The sequence below is a fragment of the Streptomyces sp. NPDC096136 genome (assembly GCF_044763325.1).
Classification (GTDB): domain Bacteria; phylum Actinomycetota; class Actinomycetes; order Streptomycetales; family Streptomycetaceae; genus Streptomyces.
In genome coordinates, this window is the sequence record NZ_JBIWFZ010000003.1 from 213,287 (window position 1) to 235,367 (window position 22,081).

Below are 22,081 nucleotides of genomic sequence, written 5' to 3' on the forward strand. Positions count from 1 at the left end.
ATCTACGCGCGTTACGATCGCCGCGAAACCAGCGCCGGTCGTGGCGCTTCGGTCAGGTTTTGAAGGAGCCTCCCCTTGCGCCGGATCACCAGGATCGCCACCGTGGGCATCGCGTCCGCGGCGCTGGCCCTCTCGGCCACCGCCTGTGGCGGAAAGAAGTCCTCGGACGCCTCGTCCTCCTCGTCCTCCTCCTCCGAGGCGAAGAGCGCCGGCGCCGCCATCGCGTACGACGTCGGCGGCCGCGGCGACCAGTCGTTCAACGACGCCGCCTACGCCGGCCTGGAGAAGGCGCAGAAGGACCTCAAGGTCAAGACCGCCGAGGCGGAGCCCACCGAGGGCGAGAGCGAGGCCGACAAGGTCCAGCGCCTCACCGAGCTGGCGCGCAAGGGCAACAACCCGGTCATCGGCGTCGGCTTCTCCTACGCCCCGGCCATCAAGAAGGTCGCCGCGAAGTTCCCGAACACCACGTTCGGCATCATCGACGACACCTCGGTGACCGACAAGAACATCGCCAACCTGGTCTTCAACGAGGAGCAGGGCTCCTACCTGGCCGGCGTCGCCGCCGCCAAGGCGTCGAAGTCCGGCACGGTCGGCTTCATCGGCGGTGTCGAGGTCCCGCTGATCAAGAAGTTCCAGGCGGGCTTCGAGCAGGGCGTCAAGGACACCAACCCGAACGCCAAGGTGCTGTCGACCTACCTGACCCAGCCGCCGGACTTCTCGGGCTTCGCCAAGCCCGACCTCGGCAAGGCCGCCGCCAAGGGCCAGCTCGACAGCGGCGCCGACGTGATCTACTCCGCCGCCGGCCTCGCGGGCTCGGGCGCCATCGAGGCCGCCGCCACCGCGGGCAAGTGGGCCATCGGCGTCGACTCCGACCAGTACAACCAGGCCGGTCTGTCGAAGTACAAGGACCACATCCTGACCTCGGTCACCAAGGACGTCTCCGACTCGGTCTACAACCTGATCAAGTCGGTCAAGGACGGCAAGCCGGAGAGCGGCGAGGTCCGCTACGGCCTGGACAAGAACGGCGTCGGCCTGGCCGACTCCAACCCGCAGTACAAGTCGATGACCGACCTCATCGCCGCGGTGGAGAAGGCCAAGGCCGCCATCATCGCGAAGCAGATCACCGTCAAGACCACGCCGTAAGGTCCTGGTCTGACACGTAGTCGTGGTCTCCGGGGTCCGGGAGCGGTCTCTACCGCTCCCGGACCCCGCACCTCGTCTGCCGCCCAGTCCGTGAGAACTTGTGGTCAGTTGGCCGCAAGTTTTCACTTCCGACAGTGCTACGCGCGTAGAGGCATCGTGGACGCGATACCTTCTCTCCCCGCCCTGTCCTCCTGCCAACTTGGCTCATTACCGGCTCCTTCCGCGCCAAGGAGAGTGCGTCATCAACGCGTCCAGCCCCCCTCTCGCCGTAGAACTGCACGGCATCACCAAGCGTTTCCCCGGCGTCGTCGCCAACAAGGACATCGCCATCTCCGTCCGCAAGGGCACGGTCCACGCCCTCATCGGTGAGAACGGTGCCGGCAAGTCGACCCTGATGAAGATCCTCTACGGCATGCAGAAGCCGGACGAGGGCACCATCGCCATCGACGGGGAGCAGGTCTCCTTCAACAACCCCGGCGAGGCCATCGCCCGCGGCATCGGCATGGTGCACCAGCACTTCATGCTGGCCGACAACCTCACCGTCCTGGAGAACGTCGTCCTCGGCGGCGAGAAGCTGTTCGGCATCGGCTCCAAGGCCCGCAAGAAGATCATGGAGATCTCGGACGCGTACGGCCTCGGCGTGCGCCCCGACGCCCTGGTCGAGGACCTCGGCGTCGCCGACCGCCAGCGCGTGGAGATCCTCAAGGTCCTCTACCGCGGTGCGAAGACCCTCATCCTCGACGAGCCCACCGCCGTGCTCGTGCCGCAGGAAGTGGACGCGCTCTTCGACAACCTGCGCGAGCTCAAGGCCGAGGGCCTGACCGTCATCTTCATCTCGCACAAGCTGGGCGAGGTGCTGAAGGTCGCCGACGACATCACCGTCATCCGCCGCGGCACCACGGTCGGCACCGCCGACCCGAAGACGGCCACGACCAAGCAGCTCGCCGAGCTGATGGTCGGCACCGAGCTGCCCTCGCCGGAGACCCGCGAGTCCACGGTGACCACCACCCCGATGCTCAAGGTCGAGGACCTGACCGTCGCCGAGTCCGGCACGGTCACCACCCCCGAGACCTCGGTGCCCGCCCTGGGCGACTCCGACACCGACCTGCGCGAGGCCCCGGTCGCCGGCCGCCTCCTGCTCGACGGGATCGGCTTCACCATCCACAAGGGCGAGATCCTCGGCATCGCCGGCGTCGAGGGCAACGGCCAGACGGAGCTGATCGAGGCCCTGATGGGCATGATCACCCCCGACGCGGGCGTCATCACCCTCGACGGCGCCGACATCACCAAGATGCCGGTCCGCAAGCGCCGCGAGGGCGGCATCGGCTACATCCCCGAGGACCGCCACCGGCACGGCCTGCTGCTGGAGTCCCCCCTGTGGGAGAACCGCATCCTCGGCCACGTCACCGAGCGGCCGAACTCCAAGGGCGGCATCCTCGACCCGAAGGCCGCCCGCAAGGACACCGAGCGGATCGTGCGCGAGTACGACGTCCGCACCCCGGGCATCGACGTCACCGCGGCCTCCCTCTCCGGCGGCAACCAGCAGAAGCTGATCGTCGGCCGCGAGATGAGCCACAACCCGAAGTTCCTGATCGCCGCGCACCCCACCCGCGGCGTGGACGTCGGCGCGCAGGCGCAGATCTGGGACGCCATCCGCGAGGCCCGCCGCGAGGGCCTGGCCGTGCTCCTGATCTCCGCCGACCTGGACGAGCTGATCGGCCTGTCGGACACCCTGCGGGTCATCTACCGCGGCCGCCTGGTCGCCGACGCCGACCCGGCGACCATCACGCCCGAGGAGCTCGGCACCGCCATGACCGGCGCCGCCAGCGGGCACCTCGAAGCCCATGACAACCACTCCGCCGGGGTCGACGGCGACACCACGGAGGACGAGGCCCGATGAAGAAATTCGACAAGGACCGGCTGCTCCTCGCGGCCGCCGGACCGGTGCTCGCACTGGTCAGCGCCCTCGTGCTGACCATGATCGTGCTGGCCCTCTCGGGCGTGGACCCGATCGACCCGCTGCGGATCATGATCGAGCAGGCGGGCTACGAGGACATCCAGGTCCTGATCATCAACCAGGCGGGCATCTACTTCCTGGCGGCCCTGGCCGTGGCCATCGGCTTCCGGATGAACCTCTTCAACATCGGCGTCGACGGCCAGTACCGCCTCGCGGCGATGATCTCCGCCGTGGTCGGTGCCTCGGTCTCGCTGCCGGCTCCGCTGCACATCCTGCTGATCGTGGCCGTCGCGATGGTGACCGGCGCCTTCTGGTCCGGCATCGCGGGCATCCTCAAGGCCCGGCGCGGCGTGAGCGAGGTCGTCTCCACGATCATGCTCAACGCCATCGCGACCTCGCTGATCGCCTGGCTGCTCCTGCCGAAGAACCTCGGCGTGCAGCCCCCCGGCTCGAACGACCTGACCACCGGTGACATCCCGGAGTCCGGCTGGTTCCCGGCGCTGTCCCTGCCCGGCGGCGACATCTACGGCTTCACCTTCGTGGCCTTCGCGCTCGGCGTCGTCTACTGGTTCGTGCTCAACCGCACCCGCTTCGGCTTCGACCTGCGCGCCTCCGGCGCCAGCGAGTCCGCCGCGCAGGCCTCCGGTGTCGAGCCCAAGAAGATGATCATGACCGCGATGCTCATCTCGGGCGCCGTCGCCGGTCTGACCGGCATGCCGCTGCTGCTGGGCGAGTCGCACACGTACAACCTGTCCTTCCCGCTGGGCATCGGCTTCACCGGTATCACCGTCGCCCTGCTCGGCCGCAACAACCCGATCGGCATCCTCTTCTCGGCCTTCCTGATCGCCTTCATCGACAAGGCGTCCGCGGGCCTCGACACCGAGGGCTACGCCAAGGAGATCGGCACGATCATGCAGGGCCTGATCGTGATCGCGGTCGTCGTCAGCTACGAGCTCGTCCGCCGCTACGGCATCCGCCGCCAGCAGCAGAAGGTCGGCGAAGAGCTGGCCGCCGGCCACGCCCTCAAGACCGACAACAAGGAGGTCGCGGCGTGAGCACCAGCACCGTTTCCGCGACGAGCGCCGCGCCCAAGAAGGGCGGCGGACGCCGCAAGCTCACCCTCCCCTGGATCCTGCTGATGATCGCGGGGGGCCTGGCACTGATCTCGGTCGTCCGCCTGATCTCCGGCGCCAACGACCTGACCTCCGTCGGCCAGGTCTCCGGAGCCCTCCAGCTCGCGGTGCCGATCGCCCTCGCGGGCCTCGGCGGCCTGTGGGCCGAGCGCGCGGGCGTGGTCAACATCGGCCTCGAAGGCATGATGATCCTCGGCACCTGGTTCGGTGCCTGGGCCGGCTACCAGTGGGGTCCGTGGACCGGTGTCGTCCTCGGCATCGTCGGCGGCGCCATCGGCGGCCTGCTGCACGCGATCATCACCGTGACCTTCAACGTGAACCACATCGTCTCCGGTGTGGCGATCAACATCCTGGCCGTCGGCTTCACCCAGTACCTGTCGAACTTCACCTTCGACAAGGCCCCGGGCGGCTCCTCCAAGCAGTCCCCGCGCATCGACCCCATCACGGAGATCACGATCCCGGGGTTGTCGGACGGGCTGGCGACGATCCAGGGCAAGCACTGGTTCCTGGTCTCGGACGCCGCCGGCGTGCTCGGCGGCCTGGTCACCGACCTCTCGCTGCTGACCGTCGTCGCGGTCCTGCTGATCCCCGCCACCTGGTGGGTCCTGTGGCGCACGGCCTTCGGTCTGCGCCTGCGCTCCTGCGGTGAGAACCCGGTCGCCGCGGAGTCCCTCGGCGTCAACGTGTACAAGTACAAGTACATCGCCGTGATCGTCTCCGGTGCGATGGCCGGCCTCGGCGGCGCGTTCCTCGCGATCGTCTCCACCGGCATCTACCAGGAGGGCCAGACCGGCGGCCGCGGCTACATCGGTCTCGCCGCGATGATCTTCGGCAACTGGATGCCGGGCGGCATGGCCCTCGGCTCGGGCCTCTTCGGCTTCACCTACAGCCTCCGCCTGCGCGGCGGTGCCGAGAACGTGCACGCGATGCTCCTGCTCATCGCGATCCTGCTGGTCCTCGTCGTCGCCTGGCAGCTGTACAAGAGGAAGTACCTCCAGGCCGGCATCGCGGCCGTCTGCGCCGCCGGGCTCTTCGTCTGGTACGCGCTCACCGACCAGGTGCCCAGCCAGTTCGTGGACGCCGCGCCGTACGTGACGACGCTGCTGGTCCTCGCCCTGTCGGCGCAGCGCCTGCGCATGCCGAAGGCGGACGGCATGCCGTACCGCAAGGGCCAGGGCAAGTGACCCCGGACCCCGCGGTGGACTGGGAGGCCCTGCGGGCGGCCGCCCGGGACGCGATGACCCGGGCGTACGCCCCGTACTCGGGCTTCCCGGTCGGCGTGGCCGCGCTGGTCGACGACGGCCGCGTGGTCACCGGCTGCAACGTCGAGAACGCGAGCTACGGACTCGGCCTGTGCGCCGAGTGCGGCCTGGTCTCCTCCCTCCAGGCCACCGGCGGCGGCCGCCTCACCCACTTCACGTGCGTGGACGGCAAGGGCGAGAGCCTCGTCCCGTGCGGCCGCTGCCGCCAGCTGCTCTACGAGTTCGGCGGCCCGGACCTGCTGGTGGACACACCGGCCGGGATCCTGCCGCTGAGCGCGATGCTGCCGCAGGCCTTCGGGCCCGACCACCTCAGACAGCCGTGACGACGGCCCTCCGCCCTCCGGGGCGGAGGGCCGTCGGCCGTCTTCGAGCCGGGCTCCACCCCCACCTGAAACTCCTTGAACCTCCCTCCCTCATCTCTATGCGCGTAGAAGGAAGCCACCTCATGGACGTCATCTCCGTCATCCGGACCAAGCGGGACCGCGGCGAGCTGAGCCCCGAGCAGATCGACTGGGTCATCGACGCGTACACCCGCGGGGTCGTCGCCGACGAGCAGATGTCGGCGCTCGCCATGGCCATCCTGCTCAACGGCATGAACCGGACCGAGATCGCCCGCTGGACCGCCGCGATGATCGCCTCCGGCGAGCGGATGAACTTCGACTCCCTCTCCCGCCCCACCGCCGACAAGCACTCCACCGGCGGCGTCGGCGACAAGATCACCTTGCCGCTCGCCCCGCTCGTCGCCGCCTGCGGCGCGGCCGTCCCGCAGCTCTCGGGCCGCGGCCTCGGCCACACCGGCGGCACCCTCGACAAGCTGGAGTCCATCCCGGGCTGGCGCGCGCTGCTCTCCAACGAGGAGATGCTGAACGTCCTCGACACCACGGGCGCCGTCATCTGCGCGGCCGGCGACGGCCTGGCCCCCGCGGACAAGAAGCTCTACGCCCTGCGCGACGTCACCGGCACCGTCGAGGCCATCCCGCTGATCGCCTCCTCCATCATGTCGAAGAAGATCGCCGAGGGCACCGGCTCCCTCGTCCTCGACGTGAAGGTCGGCTCCGGCGCCTTCATGAAGAACATCGAGGACGCCCGCGAGCTCGCCTCCACCATGGTGGCCCTGGGCACCGACAGCGGCGTCAAGACGATCGCCCTGCTCACCGACATGTCCACCCCCCTCGGCCTCACCGCGGGCAACGCCCTGGAGGTCCGCGAGTCCGTCGAGGTCCTGGCCGGCGGCGGCCCGGCCGACGTGGTCGAGCTGACCATCGCCCTCGCCCAGGAGATGCTGACCGCGGCCGGCATCAAGGACGCCGACCCGGCGAAGGCCCTCGCCGACGGCTCCGCGATGGACGTGTGGCGCCGGATGATCTCCGCCCAGGGCGGCGACCCGGACGCGGCCCTGCCGGTCGCCCGCGAGCAGCACGTGGTCACCGCCTCGGCCTCGGGCGTCCTGACCCGCCTCGACGCGTACGCGGTCGGCGTCGGCGCCTGGCGCCTGGGCGCGGGCCGCGCCCGCAAGGAGGACCCGGTGCAGGCGGGCGCGGGCATCGAGCTGCACGCCAAGCCCGGCGACACCGTCACCGCCGGCCAGCCGCTGATGACCCTGCACACCGACACCCCGGAGAAGTTCGACTACGCCCTGGCGTCCCTGGAGGGCTCGTACGACGTCGCCCCGGCGGGCACGGAGTTCACCGCGAACCCGATCGTCCTGGACCGCATCGCGTAGCGCCCGCCTCCCGGGCGAGGGGCGAGGGGCGGGGCGCCGCCGAGCGGAGCCCGCCCCTCGCCGCACGGCCCCACCGATGAGTTCCGGGCCCGCGGACGGTCATCCCCCCGTGGAGATCACAACCCTGGCCCTGGACGAGGGCCCCCGGCCGGACGTCCCCGCGCTCTGCGCCCGCGTCGGCGAGGCCTGCCGCGACGGCCCCCGCGAGATCGTCTGCGACGCACGGGCCGCCGGTACGCCCTCCCTCGCCACCGTCGACGCCCTCGCCCGCATGGCGCTCACCGCCCGCCGCCACGGCACCCCCTTCAAGGTCACCGGCGCGGACCCCGCGCTACGGGCCCTACTCGACCTCGTAGGCCTCGTCGAGCTCCTCGGGCAGCCCGAACAGCGGGAACCACCGGGCGGTGTCCAGGAAGGCGTTCAGTCCGACGATCCGCCCCCCTGAGACCTCCAGCACCTGAAGCGCCCACGGTACGTGCCCGGGCCGGCCGTCCTCGCGCGGACGGTACTGGCCGAAGGCCGGCATCCCGTTCGCCGTGGTCGGCACCAGCCGGGAGCCCTTGCAGCCGATGCCCTGGTTGAGGTGCCACGCCGCGATGTCCGCGGGCCCCCGCAGCCACAGGTCGAACGGCGGCATCGACAGCACCGCGTCCTCGTGCAGCAAGGCGGTCAGCCGCGTGATGTCGTAGGCCTCGAAGGCGGACAGGTACTGCTCCAGCAGCTTCGCCTGGTCCGCGTCCAGCGGGTCCGCCGGATCGCCCGCCCGCAGCGCCTGCCCCGACAGGGTCGCCCGGGCCCGCTGGAGCGCGCTGTTCACCGAGGCCACCGTGGTCTCCAGGAGCTGCGCGACCTCGTCCGCCTTCCAGGCCAGCACCTCCCGCAGGATCAGTACGGCCCGCTGCTTCGCCGGCAGGTGCTGGAGCGCCGCCACGAACGCCAGCCGCACGGACTCCTTCGCCAGGGCCGCCTCCGCCGGGTCGGCGGTCTGCGGCAGCACCCGCCCGTCCGGCACCGGCTCCAGCCAGGTCACCTCGGGCCGCTCGTTGAGCACGGCGGACGCCTGGTGCTGCGGGGAGGTGAGGTCCATCGGCCGGGCCCGCTTCTTCCCGGCGTTCAGCAGGTCCAGGCAGACGTTGGTGGCGATCCGGTACAGCCACGACCGCAGCGAGGAGCGGCCCTCGAACTTCGCGTACGACCGCCAGGCGCGCACGTACGTGTCCTGCACCGCGTCCTCGGCGTCGAAGGCCGAGCCGAGCATCCGGTAGCAGTAGCCGGTCAGCTCGACCCGGTAGCGGTCCATCGCCGCGCCGAGCTCCGGGTCGAGCTCCGGTGAGGTGGTCGCGAGGTCGCTCATGGCTGCCGTCCCCCAGGGTGTCGTCCGTCACTTCGGAAACTACCCGAGGGGTCTGACAACGGCAGCCGCGGCGCCGCGCGGTCCGTCAGGTCACGTGCCGGGCTTGCGCCCGTACACGAACACGTCCTCGCCGTTGGCCAGCATGTTCCAGTACGCCTTGGCGTCGGCCGTCGTCATGTTGACGCAGCCGCCCGAGCCGGGCGGGTTCCACATGCTCTTGGTCACCGAGTGGAAGGCGATCCCGCCGTCGAAGAACTGCGCGTACGGCATCGCCACGTTGTAGAGCGTCGACCAGTGGTTGATGTTGCGGTAGTAGATCTTCTTCAGCCCGGTCCGCGTCGGGGTCTCCGCCTTGCCCGTGCGCACCGCCACCGGCCCGTACTTCAGCACGGAGCCGTCCTGGATCCAGCTCAGCTGCCGGGTCAGGTCGACGCAGGCGATCCGCCCCAGGTTGGTGGGGCACTTCCCCTCGGCGTTCGGGTTCTTCCCGGCCGCCCGCTGCGCCAGCATGATGCCCATGGTCTGCCAGGTCAGCGGCCCCGCGTACCCCATCGTCGGGGTGATCCCGTGGGTGGCCTGGAAGGACTGGATCGCGGCGCAGTCGGCCGCCGACTGCACCCCGTCCACCGGCCGCCCGAGGAACCCCTCCACCTCCCGCTGGTAGGGCCCCGTGGTCACGTTGCAGGAGGCGGCGGCCTCGGCCGCCTGCGCCGCACCGCCCCCCGCGACCACCAGCGGCGCCGCCAGCGCCAGCGCCCCGCCGAACACCACCGCAGCCCGCCGCCGCGCGCGCACGCGTGTCCCCGCCATCCGTGCCTCCCCTGCGGCGCCCGCACCCTGGGGGCGCCGATTCCCCCCACGCTAGAGCGCGCCGGGCACGCCGGATAGGCCTCGGACGGGACTTCAGCGCGCGGCCGCCGCCGCGGCCGGCAGCCGCCGTTCGACGCGGGCCGCGCGGGACCCGTACAGGGTGATCGAGACGACGCCCAGCACCGCCAGCAGCGCGATCCCGACCGTGGCCGCCCACCCCGAGGCGTGGTACGCCAGGGCGCCCAGGGTGCCGCCCGCGCTGGAGCCGAGGTAGTAGGCGGACTGGTACAGCGCCGAGGCCTGCGCCCGGCCCGTCCTCGCGGTCCGGCTCACCGCCGAGGAGGCCACCGCGTGGCCCGCGAAGAAGCCCGCCGTGATCAGCACCAGCCCCGGCAGGATCAGCCACAGCGAGTCGGCGAGCGACAGCAGCAGCCCCAGCGCGGTCGTGGTCACCGCCAGGTACAGCGCGCCGCGCCGCCCCGCCCGCGCCACCAGCTGCCCGGCCGCCGCCGAGGAGGCCGTGCCCACCAGGTAGATCAGGAAGACCGACCCGACCACGCCCTGGCCGAGCGAGAACGGCGCCTCCACCAGCCGGTAGCCGATGACCGTGTACACGGCCCCGAAGACCGTCATGAACAGTGCGCCGATCCCGTACAGCCGCAGCAGCAGCGGATCCCGCAGGTGCCCGGCGACCGTACCGCCCACCGCGCGCGGGTTCAGCGAGGCCGGCCGGAAGAACCGCGCCCGGGGCAGCAGCACCAGGAAGGCCACCGCGCAGACCAGCGCCATCACGCCGACGGCCAGCAGACCGCCCCGCCAGCCCCACAGCTGGGCGCCCCAGCCGGTGACGATGCGGCCGCTCATGCCGCCGATGGAGTTGCCGGCCACGAACAGCCCGATCGCCCCGACCAGCGCCTTGGGCCGGACCTCCTCCGCCAGGTACGCCATCGCGGAGGCGGGGATGCCGGCGATCGCCGCGCCCTGCACCGCGCGCAGCGCCACCAGCCACTCCAGGTTCGGCGCGAACGGCACCAGCAGGCCGAGGCCGACGGCCACCACCATCGAACAGGTCATCATCCGGGTCCGCCCGAACCGCTCGGACAGCGCGCTCAGCGGCAGCACGAACAGGGCGAGCGCACCGGTGGCCGCGGACACCGTCCAGCTGGCCTGACCGGCCGTCACGCCGAAACCGGCGGAGACCGCGGGCAGCAGGGCCTGGGTGGAGTAGAGGAGGGCGAAGGTCGCCAGTCCGGCGGCGAAGAGCGCGAGGCTCATCCGGCGGTAGCCGGGGCGGCCGGGGGAGAGGGGCTCGGGGGACGACGGAGCAGAGGCACCCAGGGTGACGGGTGCCCCGGTATGAACGGGAGGCATACGTCGACCGTAGGCCCCTCCTTTTCATGCGTCCAATGCACAGATCCGCGATAATCGATCCACCCGTGCATCAGCAGAGGTCAGGGCTTCGGATATCAATGAACCGTTACGAAGAAGACATGGCCGTGACACAAGGGCTGGCCCCGCGCCTCGCCCAGTTCGTCGCGGTCGCCCGGCATGAGCACGTCACCCGTGCCGCCCAGGAGCTGGGCGTACCCCAGTCCACGCTGTCCCGGGCGATGGTCCGCCTCGAACAGGACCTGGGCGTCTCGCTGTTCGCCCGCAAGGGCCGCACCGTCGCCCTCACCACCGCCGGCCGCACCTTCCTCGCCTCGGCCGAGGAGGCCCTGGCCGGGATCGCCCGCGCCGCCGGCTCCGTGCAGCAGGACGCCGACCCCGCCTTCGGGAAGGTCGCGTTCGGATTCCTGCACACCCTGGGTCCCGAGACCGTACCCGGCCTGATCCGCGCCTTCCGCGCCGACCACCCCCGCGTCCGCTTCTCCCTGGTCCAGAACTACGGCGAGGCCATGCTGGAGAAGCTGCGCGCCGGGGAGCTCGACCTGTGCCTGACCTCGCCCGTGCCCGACGCCCCCGACCTGGTGGGCCGCCGCCTCGACGAGCAGCGGCTGCGCCTGGTGGTCCCGGACGACCACCGCCTCGCGGTCCGCAAGCGCATCCGCCTCGCCGAGGCCGCCGAGGAAACCTTCGTCACCCTGGAGGCCGGCTACGGCCTGCGCCGCATCACCGACGACCTGTGCGCGGAGGCCGGGTTCACCCCGAAGGTGGCCTTCGAGGGCGAGGAGGCCGAGACCCTGCGCGGCCTGGTCGCGGCCGGCCTGGGCGTGGCCCTCCTCCCGCCGCCCCTCGTCCCCCGCCCCGGCGTGGTCGAGCTGACGGTGACGGCGCCGCGCGCGGTCCGCGAGATCGGCGTCGCCTGGCTGGACGGCCACCCGGACACCCCACCGGTGGCCGCCTTCAAGCGCTTCCTCCTCTCCCGCCGCGGCCGCCTGATCCCGGAACTGGAACCCCCGGCCTCGCCAGGTCAGCGGGACGGGGACGAAGCGGCCCGCCCGGCATCCCCGAGGCCCCCGCCGCCCTCCTCCGCGTCCCGGCACGCGGCCGCCGCCGACAGCAAGTAGCCGGCCTGGAAGCGGGATTTGGCGCCGACTGCGCGCATGATTTCGGCGATGTGCCGCTGGCAGGTGCGTTCGGACATGCCCAGGCGGCGGGCGATGACCTTGTCTTCCAGGCCCTCCGACAGCAGGCGCACGATGGTCTGGCGGAGTTCGTCCGAGAGGGACCTGGCGGCGTCCGGGCCGACCGTCGTCGGGAAGGGGCGGGCGCCCAGCCAGGAGCGTTCGAAGGCGGCCGTCATGAAGTGGACGACGCTGGGCTCCCGGACCACCAGTGCCGCGCCCTGGCGGTCCGGGACCGACATCAGGCCGGTGCGCGCGTCGAAGATCAGCATGCGCATCAGGCCGTCGCCCAGGGTGCGCACCTGCGCCCCGAGGGCGGTCACGCGCTCCACGTACGCGGCCGTCGGGCGTGAGTAGCGTGCCGTGTGCTGGTAGATGGTCCGCATCCGGACCCCGCGCGCCAGCAGCGACTCGTCCCGGCCGACCGCTTCCTCCAGGGCCTCCAGGGGCCGCCCGCCGCCCGGCTGGGAGGTCAGCAGCTCGCGTTCGCACCCCGCCGCCAGCTCGGAGATCAGGCCCCGTACCGCCCCGAGGTCGGTCACCAGCTCCAACCGGCCCGCCCCGGCCCCCTCCCGGTGCGCGGCGCCCGCCTCGTACGCCGGCACCAGCGCCTCCAGCCGCCCGCGCAGCCGGTCCATCTCGTCGTGGGTCTCCCGGACGAGCAGCGCGAGCGGGGCCAGCGCCCGGGCCGCCGCCGCGCGCGGCGCGACCGCGGTCCAGCGCTCCGGGCCGTCGCCGGGGGCCCGCTGGAGCAGGTGGGCGGCGGACAGCTCCGTGACCGCGGCACCCGCGCGGGCGCCCAGGGCCGCGGTGGCCTCGGCGGGGGTGAAGGCGTACCGCTCCACGGCGAAGGCGTACAGGCGCCGCGCCGCAGGGCTCAGATCGGGCCCGTGGGCTCCGTCGGCATCGACTGGCATATGCCTATTCGTCCCTGACTGTGACCGTTTATAAACCCCTCGGGTTCCCGCAAGGCGGCAAGTCGACGCCTGCATCCGGGCATCCGGCATATGACGAACCGGCACAGTGGGTATCACGGCGTGCCGGGGGCGGTCGCGCCGCATCCATCGGTGCCGTCCGACCGTGAGGGGGCGGAGCGGCAGGCACGGACGGACGCCGCGCGCCCGCCCCCGTCCCGCGCACCCCCGGGCGGCCGGCTACGTGGGCTTGGCGTAGTCGCCGAAGCCCGTCCAGTCCAGCGCCACGCACGCCTCGTCGCCGAGCACCCACGCGTCGTGTCCGGGTGCGACCTGCATGAAGTCCCCGGGGCCGTAGTCCTCGGCCTGTCCGTCGTCCATGACCACGTGCATCCGCCCGCTCACCACGTACCCCGTGTGCGCGGACTGGCAGCTGTCCGTGCCGGCCAGCGGCTTGATGTGCTCGGACCAGCGCCAGCCCGGCTCGAACACGGCCCGCCCGACGGATCCGCCGTCGGTCTGGATCACGTCCAGCCGGCCCTTGCCGTCCTCGAACGGCCGGGTCTCGTCGGCGCTGTCGAAGTCCCTGCGCACCATTCCGGCCATGGCGCATCGCCTCCCGGAGGAAAACGGCCCCGAGTCCACTCCTCACTCTACGCTCGGGTATCCCGCCGCACCGCTCGCGGCGGGGTGCCCCTCACCCGCGCAGCGACCGCCCGAATCCCGAGGCCAGCGGCATCCGCAGACCCAGCGGCGGCGGCGCCGCCAGCGCGTCCGCCACCGGCCGCGAGTACCTGCCCGAGAACACCGCACCGAGCACGAAGTCCACCGCGAGCGCCACCACTTCCGCCCGGTGCTCGCGCAGCCCGTGCCCGTCGGAGTGCACCTCGAACCGGCAAGTAGAACGATTCGCCTTCTTCGCCCGGGCCGCCAGCCGGAAGGAGCACTCCGGGTCGCTGCGGGCGTCGTTCGTCCCGTGCACGATCAGCACGTGCCGCCCGGCCAGCTGTTTCACCGGTTCAGGGGAGCCGCCGCGGAGCTCGTCCGGTAAACAAGGGGCCAGTGCCACCACCGAGTTGACGGCCCCGTGCCCGGCCGCCCGCAGCGCCGCCCGGCCCCCCGCCGCGTAGCCGGCCAGGCAGACCGGCACGTCCCCGTACCTGCGCACCGCCTCGTCCGCCGCCCACCGCGCGGCCGCCTCCCCGTCCTCCGGGCCGTGCAGCACCGCGTGCGCCACCAGCCCCTCCGCCCCGCCCGCCCGGGCCAGCGCCCGCGCCAGCGGGCGCACCGGACCGGGGGCGATCCTGGAAGCCCCGGGGAGCAGGAGGACCACACCACTGACCATCGACTCCGAGCCGTTCGCGCCGGCCGCCCGCCCCAGGCGGGCCCCGCGCGCCGGCGGCGCATGCTGTGCCATGGCGGAACAGTCTCAGACCGGCGGGTGTACGCCACCCGTCCGTACGGTCTCTGTTACATATCGACGCCCGCCGCCAACCGGTTGCTCTACGCGCGTAGGAGTAGAGTGCCGGAATGACGAGCGAGACCCCGAACACGCCCACCCCGGACCAGATCCGCCGCGCCCCGAAGGTGCTCCTGCACGACCACCTCGACGGTGGCCTGCGCCCCGGCACCATCATCGAACTGGCGGCCGCGGTCGGCTACGACAAGCTGCCCGAGACCGACGCCGACAAGCTGGGCGTCTGGTTCCGCGACGCCGCCGACTCCGGCTCCCTCCCGCGCTACCTGGAGACGTTCGCGCACACCTGCGCCGTCATGCAGACGAAGGAGGCCCTCTTCCGGGTCGCCGCCGAGTGCGCCGAGGACCTGGCCGAGGACGGCGTCGTCTACGCCGAGATCCGCTACGCCCCCGAGCAGCACCTCGAAGCCGGCCTGACCCTCGAAGAGGTCGTCGAGGCCGTCAACGACGGCTTCCGCGAGGGCGAGCGCCGCGCCAAGGCCAACGGCCACCGCATCCGCATCGGCGCCCTGCTGACCGCCATGCGCCACGCCGCCCGCGCGCTGGAGATCGCCGAGCTGGCCAACCGCTACCGGGACAACGGCGTCGTCGGGTTCGACATCGCCGGCGCCGAGGCCGGGTTCCCCCCCACCCGCCACCTCGACGCCTTCGAGTACCTCAAGCGCGAGAACAACCACTTCACCATCCACGCCGGCGAGGCCTTCGGCCTGCCGTCGATCTGGCAGGCCCTCCAGTGGTGCGGCGCCGACCGCCTGGGCCACGGCGTGAAGATCATCGACGACATCGAGGTCGCCGCCGACGGCTCCGTGAAGCTGGGCCGACTGGCCTCGTACGTCCGGGACAAGCGCATCCCCCTGGAGATGTGCCCGACCTCGAACCTGCAGACCGCCGCGGCCGCCTCGTACGCCGAGCACCCGATCGGCCTGCTGCGCAAGCTGCACTTCCGCCTGACGGTCAACACCGACAACCGGCTGATGAGCGGCACCAGCATGAGCCGCGAGTTCGAGCACCTGGTCGACACCTTCGCCTACTCGCTCGACGACATGCAGTGGTTCACCGTCAATGCGATGAAGTCCGCGTTCATTCCTTTCGATGAACGACTGGCGATGATCAACGACGTGATCAAGCCCGGTTATGCCGAGCTGAAGTCCGAGTGGCTGTTCCGCCAGACCGCTTCCACCAGCGGATCCGTATCGGCCTAGGCCACGGATTGACACAGGGAAAGCACCCGGGGCCATTCAGCCCCGGGTGCTTTCTCATATTTGAGGATGTTTGCGGGAGCGGGTTTCAAGTGACTAGTTTGCGGAGCCGCTCGATTCCCCGTCGCAAGGACGATTTTTCATGAAGCAGTCTGCTGCCAAGTCCCTCGGTGTCGCTGTCATTGGTGCCGCCCTCGCCGCGGGTGCCGCGGGTACCGCCTCCGCCTCGGCGCTCCCGACCCCGAACCTGACGGACGCCCTCGGGACCGTCACCAGCACCGCCAGCGCCGTCACCAACCAGACGGACCAGGCCCAGCAGGGCGGCCAGAGCGACCCCGCGGCCCCGGTCAGCCAGCTGCTCGGCGGCCTGCCCCCGCTGCCCGGCCTCGGCGGCTGATCCGGACCCCGGATTCGCACACCGGCTCGCGCGGCGCACACCCTTTCGAGGTGGTGTGCGCCGCGTCGCGCGGTGTGCCACGATCACCACCAACTGCCCGCCGACGCACGGGGTATGAGGTCCGGTCATGCACATCACGGCACGATTCAAGGCGCCCGCGACGACGTTCGCGCTGCTCCCCGCCCTGCTCCTCGGAGCCGCCGGCTGCAGCAGCGGCACAGACGCCCCCGCCGCCGGCAGGAGCCCGGACCCCAAGGGCTCCGCGGCCACCACGCCCTCCGGCGCGCCCGGCGCCGAGGCCGCCTCCCCGGCGCCCAAGGCCAAGGACGCCCGCCTGGAGCGCTCCGCCCTCGAACAGGGCGACCTCCCCGGCTACCAGGTCTCCGCGCAGGGCAAGAACCCGGGCGCCCCCGTGGGCCAGCCGCAGGCCGACAAGAAGGCCTGCCAGCCGCTCGCCGACATCATGGGCGACAAGCCCGACCCGGCCGCGCACGAGACGGTCAACCGGGGCATCGGCTCCCAGAAGCAGGTCGGCCTCGCCGTCTCCGCCTCCGTCAGCTCCTACGACGAGAGCGACGCCAAGAAGGTCGTCTCCCGGATCCGCGAGGCCCTCGCGGCCTGCGGCTCCGGCTTCACCGCCACCGTGCAGAAGCAGGCCGGCACCTACCGGGACGTGAAGGCGGTCCCGTTCAAGACCGCCGGCGACGAGAGCGTCAGCTGGACCACGACCGCCGCCGCCGAGGGCGTCTCGGCGCAGGTCCACCTGGTCGTCGTCCGCGAGGGCTCCTCCGTCGTGCGGCTGATGGCGCTCAACGTCGCGGCCGCCGGCCAGAAGGCCGCGGTCCCGCAGGAAGTCGCCGACAAGCAGCTGGAAAAGGTCAGGAAGGCCGGTTGATCCCCGCCGGGGCGCCGCTCGCGTTCCCGGACGGAATCCGAGGGGCCCGGCACGGCCGGGCCCGCGGTCACCAGGCGGTGCTCGCCGAGCCGACGCCGGACTTCTCGTTCGGGATCAGCAGCCACAGCGCCAGGTAGATCAGGAACTGCGGGCCCGGCAGCAGGCAGGACAGGACGAAGATGATCCGCATCGTGCGGGCCTTCATGCCGAACCGCTTGGCCAGTCCGGCGCAGACGCCGCCGATCAGACGTCCGTCACGGGGGCGGGTCAGCGCGCTCATGGTGTTCTCCTTCGTATCGGGATTCGCGCGCTCTCTTCCTCGTCCGGCGCGATGAATCAATACTCGCGCGGTACCGCCGACAGGACGTCGGTCCACGGGCCGAGCCCGACCCTGGGAATTCTCGGGGTGCTCCCCTGAGGAACGGCGTCGGGGGAGTTCAGGGGCCTGCGGAGCCTGGCCCGGAGCACCGGTACGACCGCCGCGTGCACGATCACCACCCCGGCGGTGTTCAGCAGCAGGGCGTCCACGTCCAGCACCCGTCCCGGGACCGCCGTCTGGAGCATCTCGATGCTCAGCGAGATCAGCACGGCCGCGGCCGCCGTCCGCACCAGCGAGACCCACGCGGCCAGCGGCCCGGCCGCCAGCCGGCCCCCGGCCAGCGGCAGCAGCACCCCCAGCGGGGCCAGCAGCGCCAGCCCCTCGCCGATCCGCCGCGCGGCCTCCAGCGGCCCCATCGCCAGGTCCGCCCGAATCCCCTCCAGCGGGGTCAGGTTCGCCGCCGCGGCCCAGGGCACGTCCAGCGGACTGAGGGTGAGCCATCCGACGATCAGCAGATGCGCGGCCAGCAGGGCCCCGCTCAGGAGCCGGGGACGGACCGGGAGCTGTGTGGCGGTGGCGGCGCTGCCGCTGCCCTCATGACGGTGCACACCACGGAGGACGCCCGCCCCGGCGGCGGCGGTTCCGGTCACCTCGCCCCGTCTCGTCCCGTACGCCGCCCCGCGTCGGCGGCCGCTGCGGAACGGACCGCCCGTACGGCCGACCCGGACCCGGCACACCCCGGCCGACGGCCCGCACCGCCCGGCCCGTACCGCGAGCCCCGCGCCCGGCGGCCCGGGAAGCGACGTCCTAGACGACGACCAGCAGTACGGCCAGCAGGACCGCGCCCGCCACCGCCGGGACGATGATCTCCCAGGCCCACCGCACCGCGACCGGCCCCTGCGCGCCCGGCCGGGAGGCCCCGCGCTCGGCGAGCTCGGTCAGCTCGTCGACGGCCTTGTCGGCCGAGGCCCGCGCGACCGCCGCGCCCCCCGGGCCGCCCGCGCCCCCGCCGGCCGCCGCCTCGCGCCGGCCGACGGAGCGGTTCGCCTTCTTGCGCTCGCGCAGCGACACCGGCACCGACCAGAGCTGGTACTTCGCGCCGTCCGCCAGCACCTCCGCCGAGTACCCGGCGCGCACCGCGTCCACGACGCCCCAGGGCAGCGTGATGATCCGGAAGGGGTTGCGGACCCGCATCCGGTCCTCGTTGGCGAAGACGGCCGGCCGGATGGTGAACGCCACCGTCAGCGGCACGGCGCACAGCGCGGCGGCGAACCCGATCCACCGGCCGCTGCCCACACCCCGCAGGACCGCGTCCCCGCACAGCCACGCGATCATCGCCAGGATCAGCACCCCGGTCACGACGGCCATGGGGGAGCGGTAGACGCGGTCGGCGTAGGCGGGCTCATGGGGGGAGGGTGTGGTCATGCCGCCGATTGTGCCGCATGCCCGCCCGGCGGCCACCGGTGCACGGGGCCCGGTGCACCGATGGCGGATGTCACGCGCAGATGTGCACGAGGGGGGTGACAGGTCGCTACGCGCGTAGATATGCTCATCTGGTGACCATGCCCACCACCCTCACCGCATTCGCTGACGTGACGACGTCCGACAGCGCGCTGCGCCGCTTCCTGCACGGGCTGCCCGGCGTCGACGCAGTCGGACTGGAGGCCCGCGCGGCCTCCCTCGGCACCCGCTCGATCAAGACCACGTCGAAGGCGTACGCCATCGACCTGGCCATCTCGATGATCGACCTGACGACGCTCGAGGGTGCGGACACCCCGGGCAAGGTCCGGTCCCTCGCCGCGAAGGCCGTCAACCCCGACCCCCTCGACCGGACGACGCCCATGACCGCCGCGGTCTGCGTCTACCCCGACATGGTGGCCACCGCCAAGGCGGCCCTGAACGGCGCCGACGTCAAGGTCGCCTCCGTCGCCACCGCCTTCCCGGCGGGCCGCGCCGCCCTGCCGGTCAAGCTGGCCGACACCCGCGACGCCGTCGCCGCCGGCGCCGACGAGATCGACATGGTCATCGACCGTGGCGCCTTCCTCGCCGGCCGCTACCTGGAGACCTACGAGCTGATCAAGGCCGTCAAGGAGGCGTGCGTCCGCGAGGACGGCACCGCCGCCCGGCTGAAGGTCATCTTCGAGACCGGCGAGCTGTCGACGTACGACAACATCCGCCGCGCCTCCTGGATCGGCATGCTCGCGGGCGCCGACTTCATCAAGACGTCCACCGGCAAGGTCGGCGTCAACGCCACCCCCGCCAACACCCTGCTGATGCTCGAAGCCGTCCGCGACTTCAAGGCGCAGACTGGAATCCAGATCGGCGTGAAGCCGGCCGGCGGCATCCGGACCACCAAGGACGCCATCAAGTTCCTGGTCCTGGTCAACGAGACCGCGGGCGAGGACTGGCTGACCAACGAGTGGTTCCGCTTCGGCGCCTCCAGCCTGCTGAACGACCTGCTCATGCAGCGCCAGAAGCTGAGCACCGGGCGTTACTCCGGGCCCGACTACGTGACGGTGGACTGAGACCCCATGAACATGGACACCAAGACTTCCCTCTTCGAGTACGCACCGGCCCCCGAGTCCCGCTCGGTCGTCGACATCGCCCCCTCGTACGGCCTCTTCATCGACGGCGAGTTCACCGACGCCGCCGACGGCAAGGTCTTCAAGACCGTCAGCCCCTCCAGCGAGGAGGTCCTGTCGGAGGTCGCCCAGGCCGGTGCCGCCGATGTCGACCGCGCCGTCAAGGCCGCCCGCCGCGCCTTCGAGAAGTGGTCCGCGCTGCCCGGCTCCGAGCGCGCCAAGTACCTCTTCCGCATCGCCCGGATCATCCAGGAGCGCAGCCGCGAGCTGGCCGTCCTGGAGACCCTGGACAACGGCAAGCCGATCAAGGAGACCCGCGACGCGGACCTCCCCCTGGTCGCCGCGCACTTCTTCTACTACGCGGGCTGGGCCGACAAGCTCGACCACGCCGGCTACGGCGCGAACCCGCGCCCGCTCGGCGTGGCCGGCCAGGTCATCCCGTGGAACTTCCCGCTGCTGATGCTCGCGTGGAAGATCGCCCCGGCGCTCGCCACCGGCAACACCGTCGTCCTCAAGCCGGCGGAGACCACCCCCCTCTCGGCGCTGTTCTTCGCGGACATCTGCCGCCAGGCCGGTCTCCCCAAGGGCGTCGTCAACATCATCCCCGGCTACGGGGACGCGGGCGCCGAGCTCGTCGCCCACCCGGACGTCAACAAGGTCGCCTTCACCGGCTCCACCGCGGTCGGCAAGGCCATCGCCCGCCAGATCGCCGGCACCGACAAGAAGGTCACCCTGGAGCTGGGCGGCAAGGGCGCCAACATCGTCTTCGACGACGCCCCCATCGACCAGGCCGTCGAGGGCATCGTCAACGGCATCTTCTTCAACCAGGGCCAGGTCTGCTGCGCGGGCTCCCGACTCCTGGTCCAGGAGTCGATCCACGACGAGCTGCTGGACTCCCTCAAGCGCCGCCTCTCCACGCTGCGCCTGGGCGACCCGCTCGACAAGAACACCGACATCGGCGCGATCAACTCCGCCGAGCAGCTCGCCCGGATCACGGCCCTGGCCGACACGGGCGAGGCCGAGGGCGCCGAGCGCTGGTCCCCGGCCTGCGAGCTGCCGTCCTCCGGCTACTGGTTCGCCCCGACGCTCTTCACGAACGTCACCCAGGCGCACACCGTCGCCCGTGACGAGATCTTCGGCCCGGTCCTGTCCGTGCTGACCTTCCGCACCCCGGACGAGGCCGTCGCCAAGGCCAACAACAGCCAGTACGGCCTGTCCGCCGGCATCTGGACGGAGAAGGGCTCCCGCATCCTCGCGGTCGCGGGCAAGCTCCGCGCGGGCGTGGTGTGGGCCAACACGTTCAACAAGTTCGACCCGACCTCGCCCTTCGGCGGTTACAAGGAGTCGGGCTTCGGCCGCGAGGGCGGCCGCCACGGCCTGGAGGGCTACCTCGATGTCTGAGTCTTCTGCGACCCGTCTGGGCGTCTTCAAGACCTACAAGCTGTACGTCGGGGGCAAGTTCCCCCGCTCCGAGAGCGGCCGGGTGTACGAGGTGAGCGACTCGAAGGGCAAGTGGCTGGCCAACGCCCCGCTGTCCTCCCGCAAGGACGCCCGTGACGCGGTCGTCGCGGCCCGCAAGGCCTTCGGCGGCTGGGCGGGCGCGACCGCGTACAACCGCGGCCAGATCCTCTACCGCATCGCCGAGATGCTGGAGGGCCGCCGCGACCAGTTCGTCCGCGAGGTCGGCGAGGCCGAGGGGCTGTCCAAGTCCAAGGCGGCGGCGGTCGTGGACGCGGCCGTCGACCGCTGGGTCTGGTACGCGGGCTGGACCGACAAGATCGGCCAGGTCGTCGGCGGGGCCAACCCGGTCGCGGGCCCGTTCTTCAACCTCTCCACCCCGGAGCCGACCGGCGTGGTCACGGTCGTGGCCCCGCAGGACTCGTCCTTCCTGGGCCTGGTCTCGGTGATCGCCCCGGTGATCGCGACGGGCAACACCGCCGTCGTCATCGCCAGCGAGAAGTCCCCGCTGCCCGCCCTGTCCCTGGGCGAGGTGCTGGCCACCTCCGACCTGCCGGGCGGCGTCGTCAACATCCTCTCCGGCAAGGCCGCCGAGATGGGCCCGCACCTGGCGGCCCACCAGGACGTCAACGCGATCGACCTGGCCGGCGCCGACGTCGCGCTGGCCAAGGAGCTGGAGATCGCGGCGGCGGACAACCTCAAGCGCGTCCTGCGTCCACAGCCTGTGGACGACTGGGCCGCCGACCCGGGCACCTCGCGCATGACCGCGTTCCTGGAGACCAAGACGGTCTGGCACCCGACGGGGTCGCTGGGCTCGGGCGGCTCCTCCTACTAGAACGCCCGCGGCTGCTCCTCCGGAGGCCGCAGGACCCCGTGGAACGGCCCCCGACG

The 22,081-nt window shown here is 71.9% G+C and carries 23 protein-coding genes; 14 read left to right on the top strand and 9 right to left on the bottom strand.

Going from position 1 to position 22,081, the window contains the following annotated elements; translation table 11 throughout:
* Positions 1 to 75 precede the first annotated feature (75 nt).
* From ACIRBY_RS07250 to ACIRBY_RS07280, 7 genes are all read left to right on the top strand, one after another.
* Positions 76 to 1,143, top strand: coding sequence for a BMP family protein (locus ACIRBY_RS07250; protein WP_403897316.1), 1,068 nt, complete (start codon positions 76 to 78; stop codon positions 1,141 to 1,143).
* Between the two features lie 199 nt (positions 1,144 to 1,342).
* The gene (locus ACIRBY_RS07255) at positions 1,343 to 3,043 is read left to right on the top strand and encodes an ABC transporter ATP-binding protein (RefSeq protein ID WP_403897319.1); all 1,701 of its coding nucleotides are present in this window, start codon (positions 1,343 to 1,345) and stop codon (positions 3,041 to 3,043) included.
* Positions 3,040 to 4,155 carry an ABC transporter permease gene (locus tag ACIRBY_RS07260; RefSeq protein ID WP_403897322.1) on the top strand — a complete coding sequence of 372 codons (1,116 nt, stop codon included), beginning with the start codon at positions 3,040 to 3,042 and terminating at the stop codon, positions 4,153 to 4,155. Before ACIRBY_RS07255 ends, ACIRBY_RS07260 begins: the two co-directional genes overlap by 4 nt.
* A complete protein-coding gene (locus ACIRBY_RS07265) occupies positions 4,152 to 5,417 on the top strand; it encodes an ABC transporter permease (RefSeq protein ID WP_403897325.1) in 1,266 nt (421 codons plus the stop codon). Before ACIRBY_RS07260 ends, ACIRBY_RS07265 begins: the two co-directional genes overlap by 4 nt.
* Positions 5,414 to 5,818 carry a cytidine deaminase gene (locus ACIRBY_RS07270; protein ID WP_403897327.1) on the top strand — a complete coding sequence of 135 codons (405 nt, stop codon included), beginning with the start codon at positions 5,414 to 5,416 and terminating at the stop codon, positions 5,816 to 5,818. Before ACIRBY_RS07265 ends, ACIRBY_RS07270 begins: the two co-directional genes overlap by 4 nt.
* 122 nt (positions 5,819 to 5,940) lie before the next feature.
* The gene (locus ACIRBY_RS07275; RefSeq protein WP_403897330.1) at positions 5,941 to 7,218 is read left to right on the top strand and encodes a thymidine phosphorylase; all 1,278 of its coding nucleotides are present in this window, start codon (positions 5,941 to 5,943) and stop codon (positions 7,216 to 7,218) included.
* A gap of 109 nt (positions 7,219 to 7,327) precedes the next feature.
* Positions 7,328 to 7,663: an STAS domain-containing protein gene (locus ACIRBY_RS07280; protein ID WP_403897333.1), complete on the top strand. Its 336-nt coding sequence runs from the start codon at positions 7,328 to 7,330 to the stop codon at positions 7,661 to 7,663.
* Here ACIRBY_RS07280 and ACIRBY_RS07285 read toward each other — a convergent pair.
* The 3 genes from ACIRBY_RS07285 to ACIRBY_RS07295 form a co-directional block, all read right to left on the bottom strand.
* A complete protein-coding gene (locus ACIRBY_RS07285) occupies positions 7,559 to 8,572 on the bottom strand; it encodes a sigma-70 family RNA polymerase sigma factor (protein WP_403897336.1) in 1,014 nt (337 codons plus the stop codon). The two genes, ACIRBY_RS07280 and ACIRBY_RS07285, sit on opposite strands and share 105 nt — an antisense overlap.
* A 90-nt stretch (positions 8,573 to 8,662) precedes the next feature.
* Entirely contained in the window at positions 8,663 to 9,382 is a 720-nt protein-coding gene (locus ACIRBY_RS07290; RefSeq protein ID WP_403897339.1) for a L,D-transpeptidase family protein, read from the bottom strand.
* A gap of 93 nt (positions 9,383 to 9,475) precedes the next feature.
* On the bottom strand, positions 9,476 to 10,753 hold the full coding sequence (locus ACIRBY_RS07295; RefSeq protein ID WP_403897341.1) for an MFS transporter: 1,278 nt from the start codon (positions 10,751 to 10,753) through the stop codon (positions 9,476 to 9,478).
* Between the two features lie 98 nt (positions 10,754 to 10,851).
* On the opposite strand from ACIRBY_RS07295, the gene ACIRBY_RS07300 reads away from it, so the two are divergent.
* Positions 10,852 to 11,892: a LysR family transcriptional regulator gene (locus ACIRBY_RS07300; protein WP_403897344.1), complete on the top strand. Its 1,041-nt coding sequence runs from the start codon at positions 10,852 to 10,854 to the stop codon at positions 11,890 to 11,892.
* On the opposite strand, the gene ACIRBY_RS07305 is transcribed toward ACIRBY_RS07300, so the two are convergent.
* The 3 genes from ACIRBY_RS07305 to ACIRBY_RS07315 form a co-directional block, all read right to left on the bottom strand.
* Positions 11,796 to 12,866, bottom strand: coding sequence for a LuxR C-terminal-related transcriptional regulator (locus ACIRBY_RS07305; RefSeq protein ID WP_403897346.1), 1,071 nt, complete (start codon positions 12,864 to 12,866; stop codon positions 11,796 to 11,798). The two genes, ACIRBY_RS07300 and ACIRBY_RS07305, sit on opposite strands and share 97 nt — an antisense overlap.
* A gap of 237 nt (positions 12,867 to 13,103) precedes the next feature.
* Positions 13,104 to 13,469, bottom strand: a complete 366-nt coding sequence (locus ACIRBY_RS07310) for a cupin domain-containing protein (protein WP_403897349.1) — start codon at positions 13,467 to 13,469, stop codon at positions 13,104 to 13,106.
* A 91-nt stretch (positions 13,470 to 13,560) separates the two neighbouring features.
* The gene (locus ACIRBY_RS07315) at positions 13,561 to 14,280 is read right to left on the bottom strand and encodes an alpha/beta hydrolase (RefSeq protein WP_403897352.1); all 720 of its coding nucleotides are present in this window, start codon (positions 14,278 to 14,280) and stop codon (positions 13,561 to 13,563) included.
* 113 nt (positions 14,281 to 14,393) lie between these two features.
* On the opposite strand from ACIRBY_RS07315, the gene ACIRBY_RS07320 reads away from it, so the two are divergent.
* The 3 genes from ACIRBY_RS07320 to ACIRBY_RS07330 all read left to right on the top strand — a co-directional run bounded on the left by ACIRBY_RS07320 (position 14,394) and on the right by ACIRBY_RS07330 (position 16,831).
* Positions 14,394 to 15,542, top strand: coding sequence for an adenosine deaminase (locus ACIRBY_RS07320; RefSeq protein WP_403897355.1), 1,149 nt, complete (start codon positions 14,394 to 14,396; stop codon positions 15,540 to 15,542).
* Between the two features lie 139 nt (positions 15,543 to 15,681).
* Complete coding sequence (locus tag ACIRBY_RS07325; RefSeq protein ID WP_344163910.1) at positions 15,682 to 15,936, top strand: hypothetical protein; 255 nt, start codon at positions 15,682 to 15,684, stop codon at positions 15,934 to 15,936.
* Between the two features lie 127 nt (positions 15,937 to 16,063).
* Positions 16,064 to 16,831, top strand: a complete 768-nt coding sequence (locus ACIRBY_RS07330) for a hypothetical protein (protein WP_403897360.1) — start codon at positions 16,064 to 16,066, stop codon at positions 16,829 to 16,831.
* A 67-nt stretch (positions 16,832 to 16,898) separates the two neighbouring features.
* Here ACIRBY_RS07330 and ACIRBY_RS07335 read toward each other — a convergent pair whose 3' ends face one another.
* The 3 genes from ACIRBY_RS07335 to ACIRBY_RS07345 form a co-directional block, all read right to left on the bottom strand.
* Positions 16,899 to 17,111 (bottom strand): PspC domain-containing protein, encoded by a 213-nt coding sequence (locus ACIRBY_RS07335; RefSeq protein ID WP_042812285.1) that lies wholly within the window; start codon positions 17,109 to 17,111, stop codon positions 16,899 to 16,901.
* Between the two features lie 56 nt (positions 17,112 to 17,167).
* Positions 17,168 to 17,758 carry a VanZ family protein gene (locus tag ACIRBY_RS07340; RefSeq protein ID WP_403897363.1) on the bottom strand — a complete coding sequence of 197 codons (591 nt, stop codon included), beginning with the start codon at positions 17,756 to 17,758 and terminating at the stop codon, positions 17,168 to 17,170.
* Between the two features lie 199 nt (positions 17,759 to 17,957).
* Complete coding sequence (locus ACIRBY_RS07345) at positions 17,958 to 18,575, bottom strand: PH domain-containing protein (RefSeq protein ID WP_403897366.1); 618 nt, start codon at positions 18,573 to 18,575, stop codon at positions 17,958 to 17,960.
* Positions 18,576 to 18,712: 137 nt separating this feature from the next.
* On the opposite strand from ACIRBY_RS07345, the gene deoC reads away from it, so the two are divergent.
* Genes deoC through ACIRBY_RS07360 form a run of 3 tightly spaced genes read left to right on the top strand, consistent with a single transcriptional unit; the run spans position 18,713 to position 22,025 of the window.
* On the top strand, positions 18,713 to 19,675 hold the full coding sequence (gene deoC / locus ACIRBY_RS07350) for a deoxyribose-phosphate aldolase (protein WP_403898219.1): 963 nt from the start codon (positions 18,713 to 18,715) through the stop codon (positions 19,673 to 19,675).
* Positions 19,676 to 19,681: 6 nt separating this feature from the next.
* Positions 19,682 to 21,133, top strand: coding sequence for an aldehyde dehydrogenase family protein (locus tag ACIRBY_RS07355; protein WP_403897370.1), 1,452 nt, complete (start codon positions 19,682 to 19,684; stop codon positions 21,131 to 21,133).
* Positions 21,126 to 22,025: an aldehyde dehydrogenase family protein gene (locus ACIRBY_RS07360; RefSeq protein WP_403897373.1), complete on the top strand. Its 900-nt coding sequence runs from the start codon at positions 21,126 to 21,128 to the stop codon at positions 22,023 to 22,025. The genes ACIRBY_RS07355 and ACIRBY_RS07360 overlap by 8 nt, the downstream gene beginning before the upstream one ends.
* Positions 22,026 to 22,081: the final 56 nt, after the last annotated feature.

Excerpts from the sequence above, each read along its gene's own strand:
- ACIRBY_RS07305 (WP_403897346.1), bottom strand. The coding sequence starts at position 12,866 with ATGCCAGTCGATGCCGACGGAGCCCACGGGCCCGATCTGAGCCCTGCG.
- deoC (WP_403898219.1), top strand. The coding sequence starts at position 18,713 with ATGCCCACCACCCTCACCGCATTCGCTGACGTGACGACGTCCGACAGC.
- ACIRBY_RS07320 (WP_403897355.1), top strand. The coding sequence starts at position 14,394 with ATGACGAGCGAGACCCCGAACACGCCCACCCCGGACCAGATCCGCCGC.
- ACIRBY_RS07290 (WP_403897339.1), bottom strand. The coding sequence starts at position 9,382 with ATGGCGGGGACACGCGTGCGCGCGCGGCGGCGGGCTGCGGTGGTGTTC.
- ACIRBY_RS07295 (WP_403897341.1), bottom strand. The coding sequence starts at position 10,753 with ATGCCTCCCGTTCATACCGGGGCACCCGTCACCCTGGGTGCCTCTGCT.
- ACIRBY_RS07260 (WP_403897322.1), top strand. The coding sequence starts at position 3,040 with ATGAAGAAATTCGACAAGGACCGGCTGCTCCTCGCGGCCGCCGGACCG.
- ACIRBY_RS07300 (WP_403897344.1), top strand. The coding sequence starts at position 10,852 with ATGAACCGTTACGAAGAAGACATGGCCGTGACACAAGGGCTGGCCCCG.
- ACIRBY_RS07355 (WP_403897370.1), top strand. The coding sequence starts at position 19,682 with ATGAACATGGACACCAAGACTTCCCTCTTCGAGTACGCACCGGCCCCC.
- ACIRBY_RS07285 (WP_403897336.1), bottom strand. The coding sequence starts at position 8,572 with ATGAGCGACCTCGCGACCACCTCACCGGAGCTCGACCCGGAGCTCGGC.
- ACIRBY_RS07310 (WP_403897349.1), bottom strand. The coding sequence starts at position 13,469 with ATGGCCGGAATGGTGCGCAGGGACTTCGACAGCGCCGACGAGACCCGG.
- ACIRBY_RS07345 (WP_403897366.1), bottom strand. The coding sequence starts at position 18,575 with ATGACCACACCCTCCCCCCATGAGCCCGCCTACGCCGACCGCGTCTAC.
- ACIRBY_RS07325 (WP_344163910.1), top strand. The coding sequence starts at position 15,682 with ATGAAGCAGTCTGCTGCCAAGTCCCTCGGTGTCGCTGTCATTGGTGCC.
- ACIRBY_RS07335 (WP_042812285.1), bottom strand. The coding sequence starts at position 17,111 with ATGAGCGCGCTGACCCGCCCCCGTGACGGACGTCTGATCGGCGGCGTC.
- ACIRBY_RS07315 (WP_403897352.1), bottom strand. The coding sequence starts at position 14,280 with ATGGCACAGCATGCGCCGCCGGCGCGCGGGGCCCGCCTGGGGCGGGCG.
- ACIRBY_RS07330 (WP_403897360.1), top strand. The coding sequence starts at position 16,064 with ATGCACATCACGGCACGATTCAAGGCGCCCGCGACGACGTTCGCGCTG.
- ACIRBY_RS07360 (WP_403897373.1), top strand. The coding sequence starts at position 21,126 with ATGTCTGAGTCTTCTGCGACCCGTCTGGGCGTCTTCAAGACCTACAAG.
- ACIRBY_RS07275 (WP_403897330.1), top strand. The coding sequence starts at position 5,941 with ATGGACGTCATCTCCGTCATCCGGACCAAGCGGGACCGCGGCGAGCTG.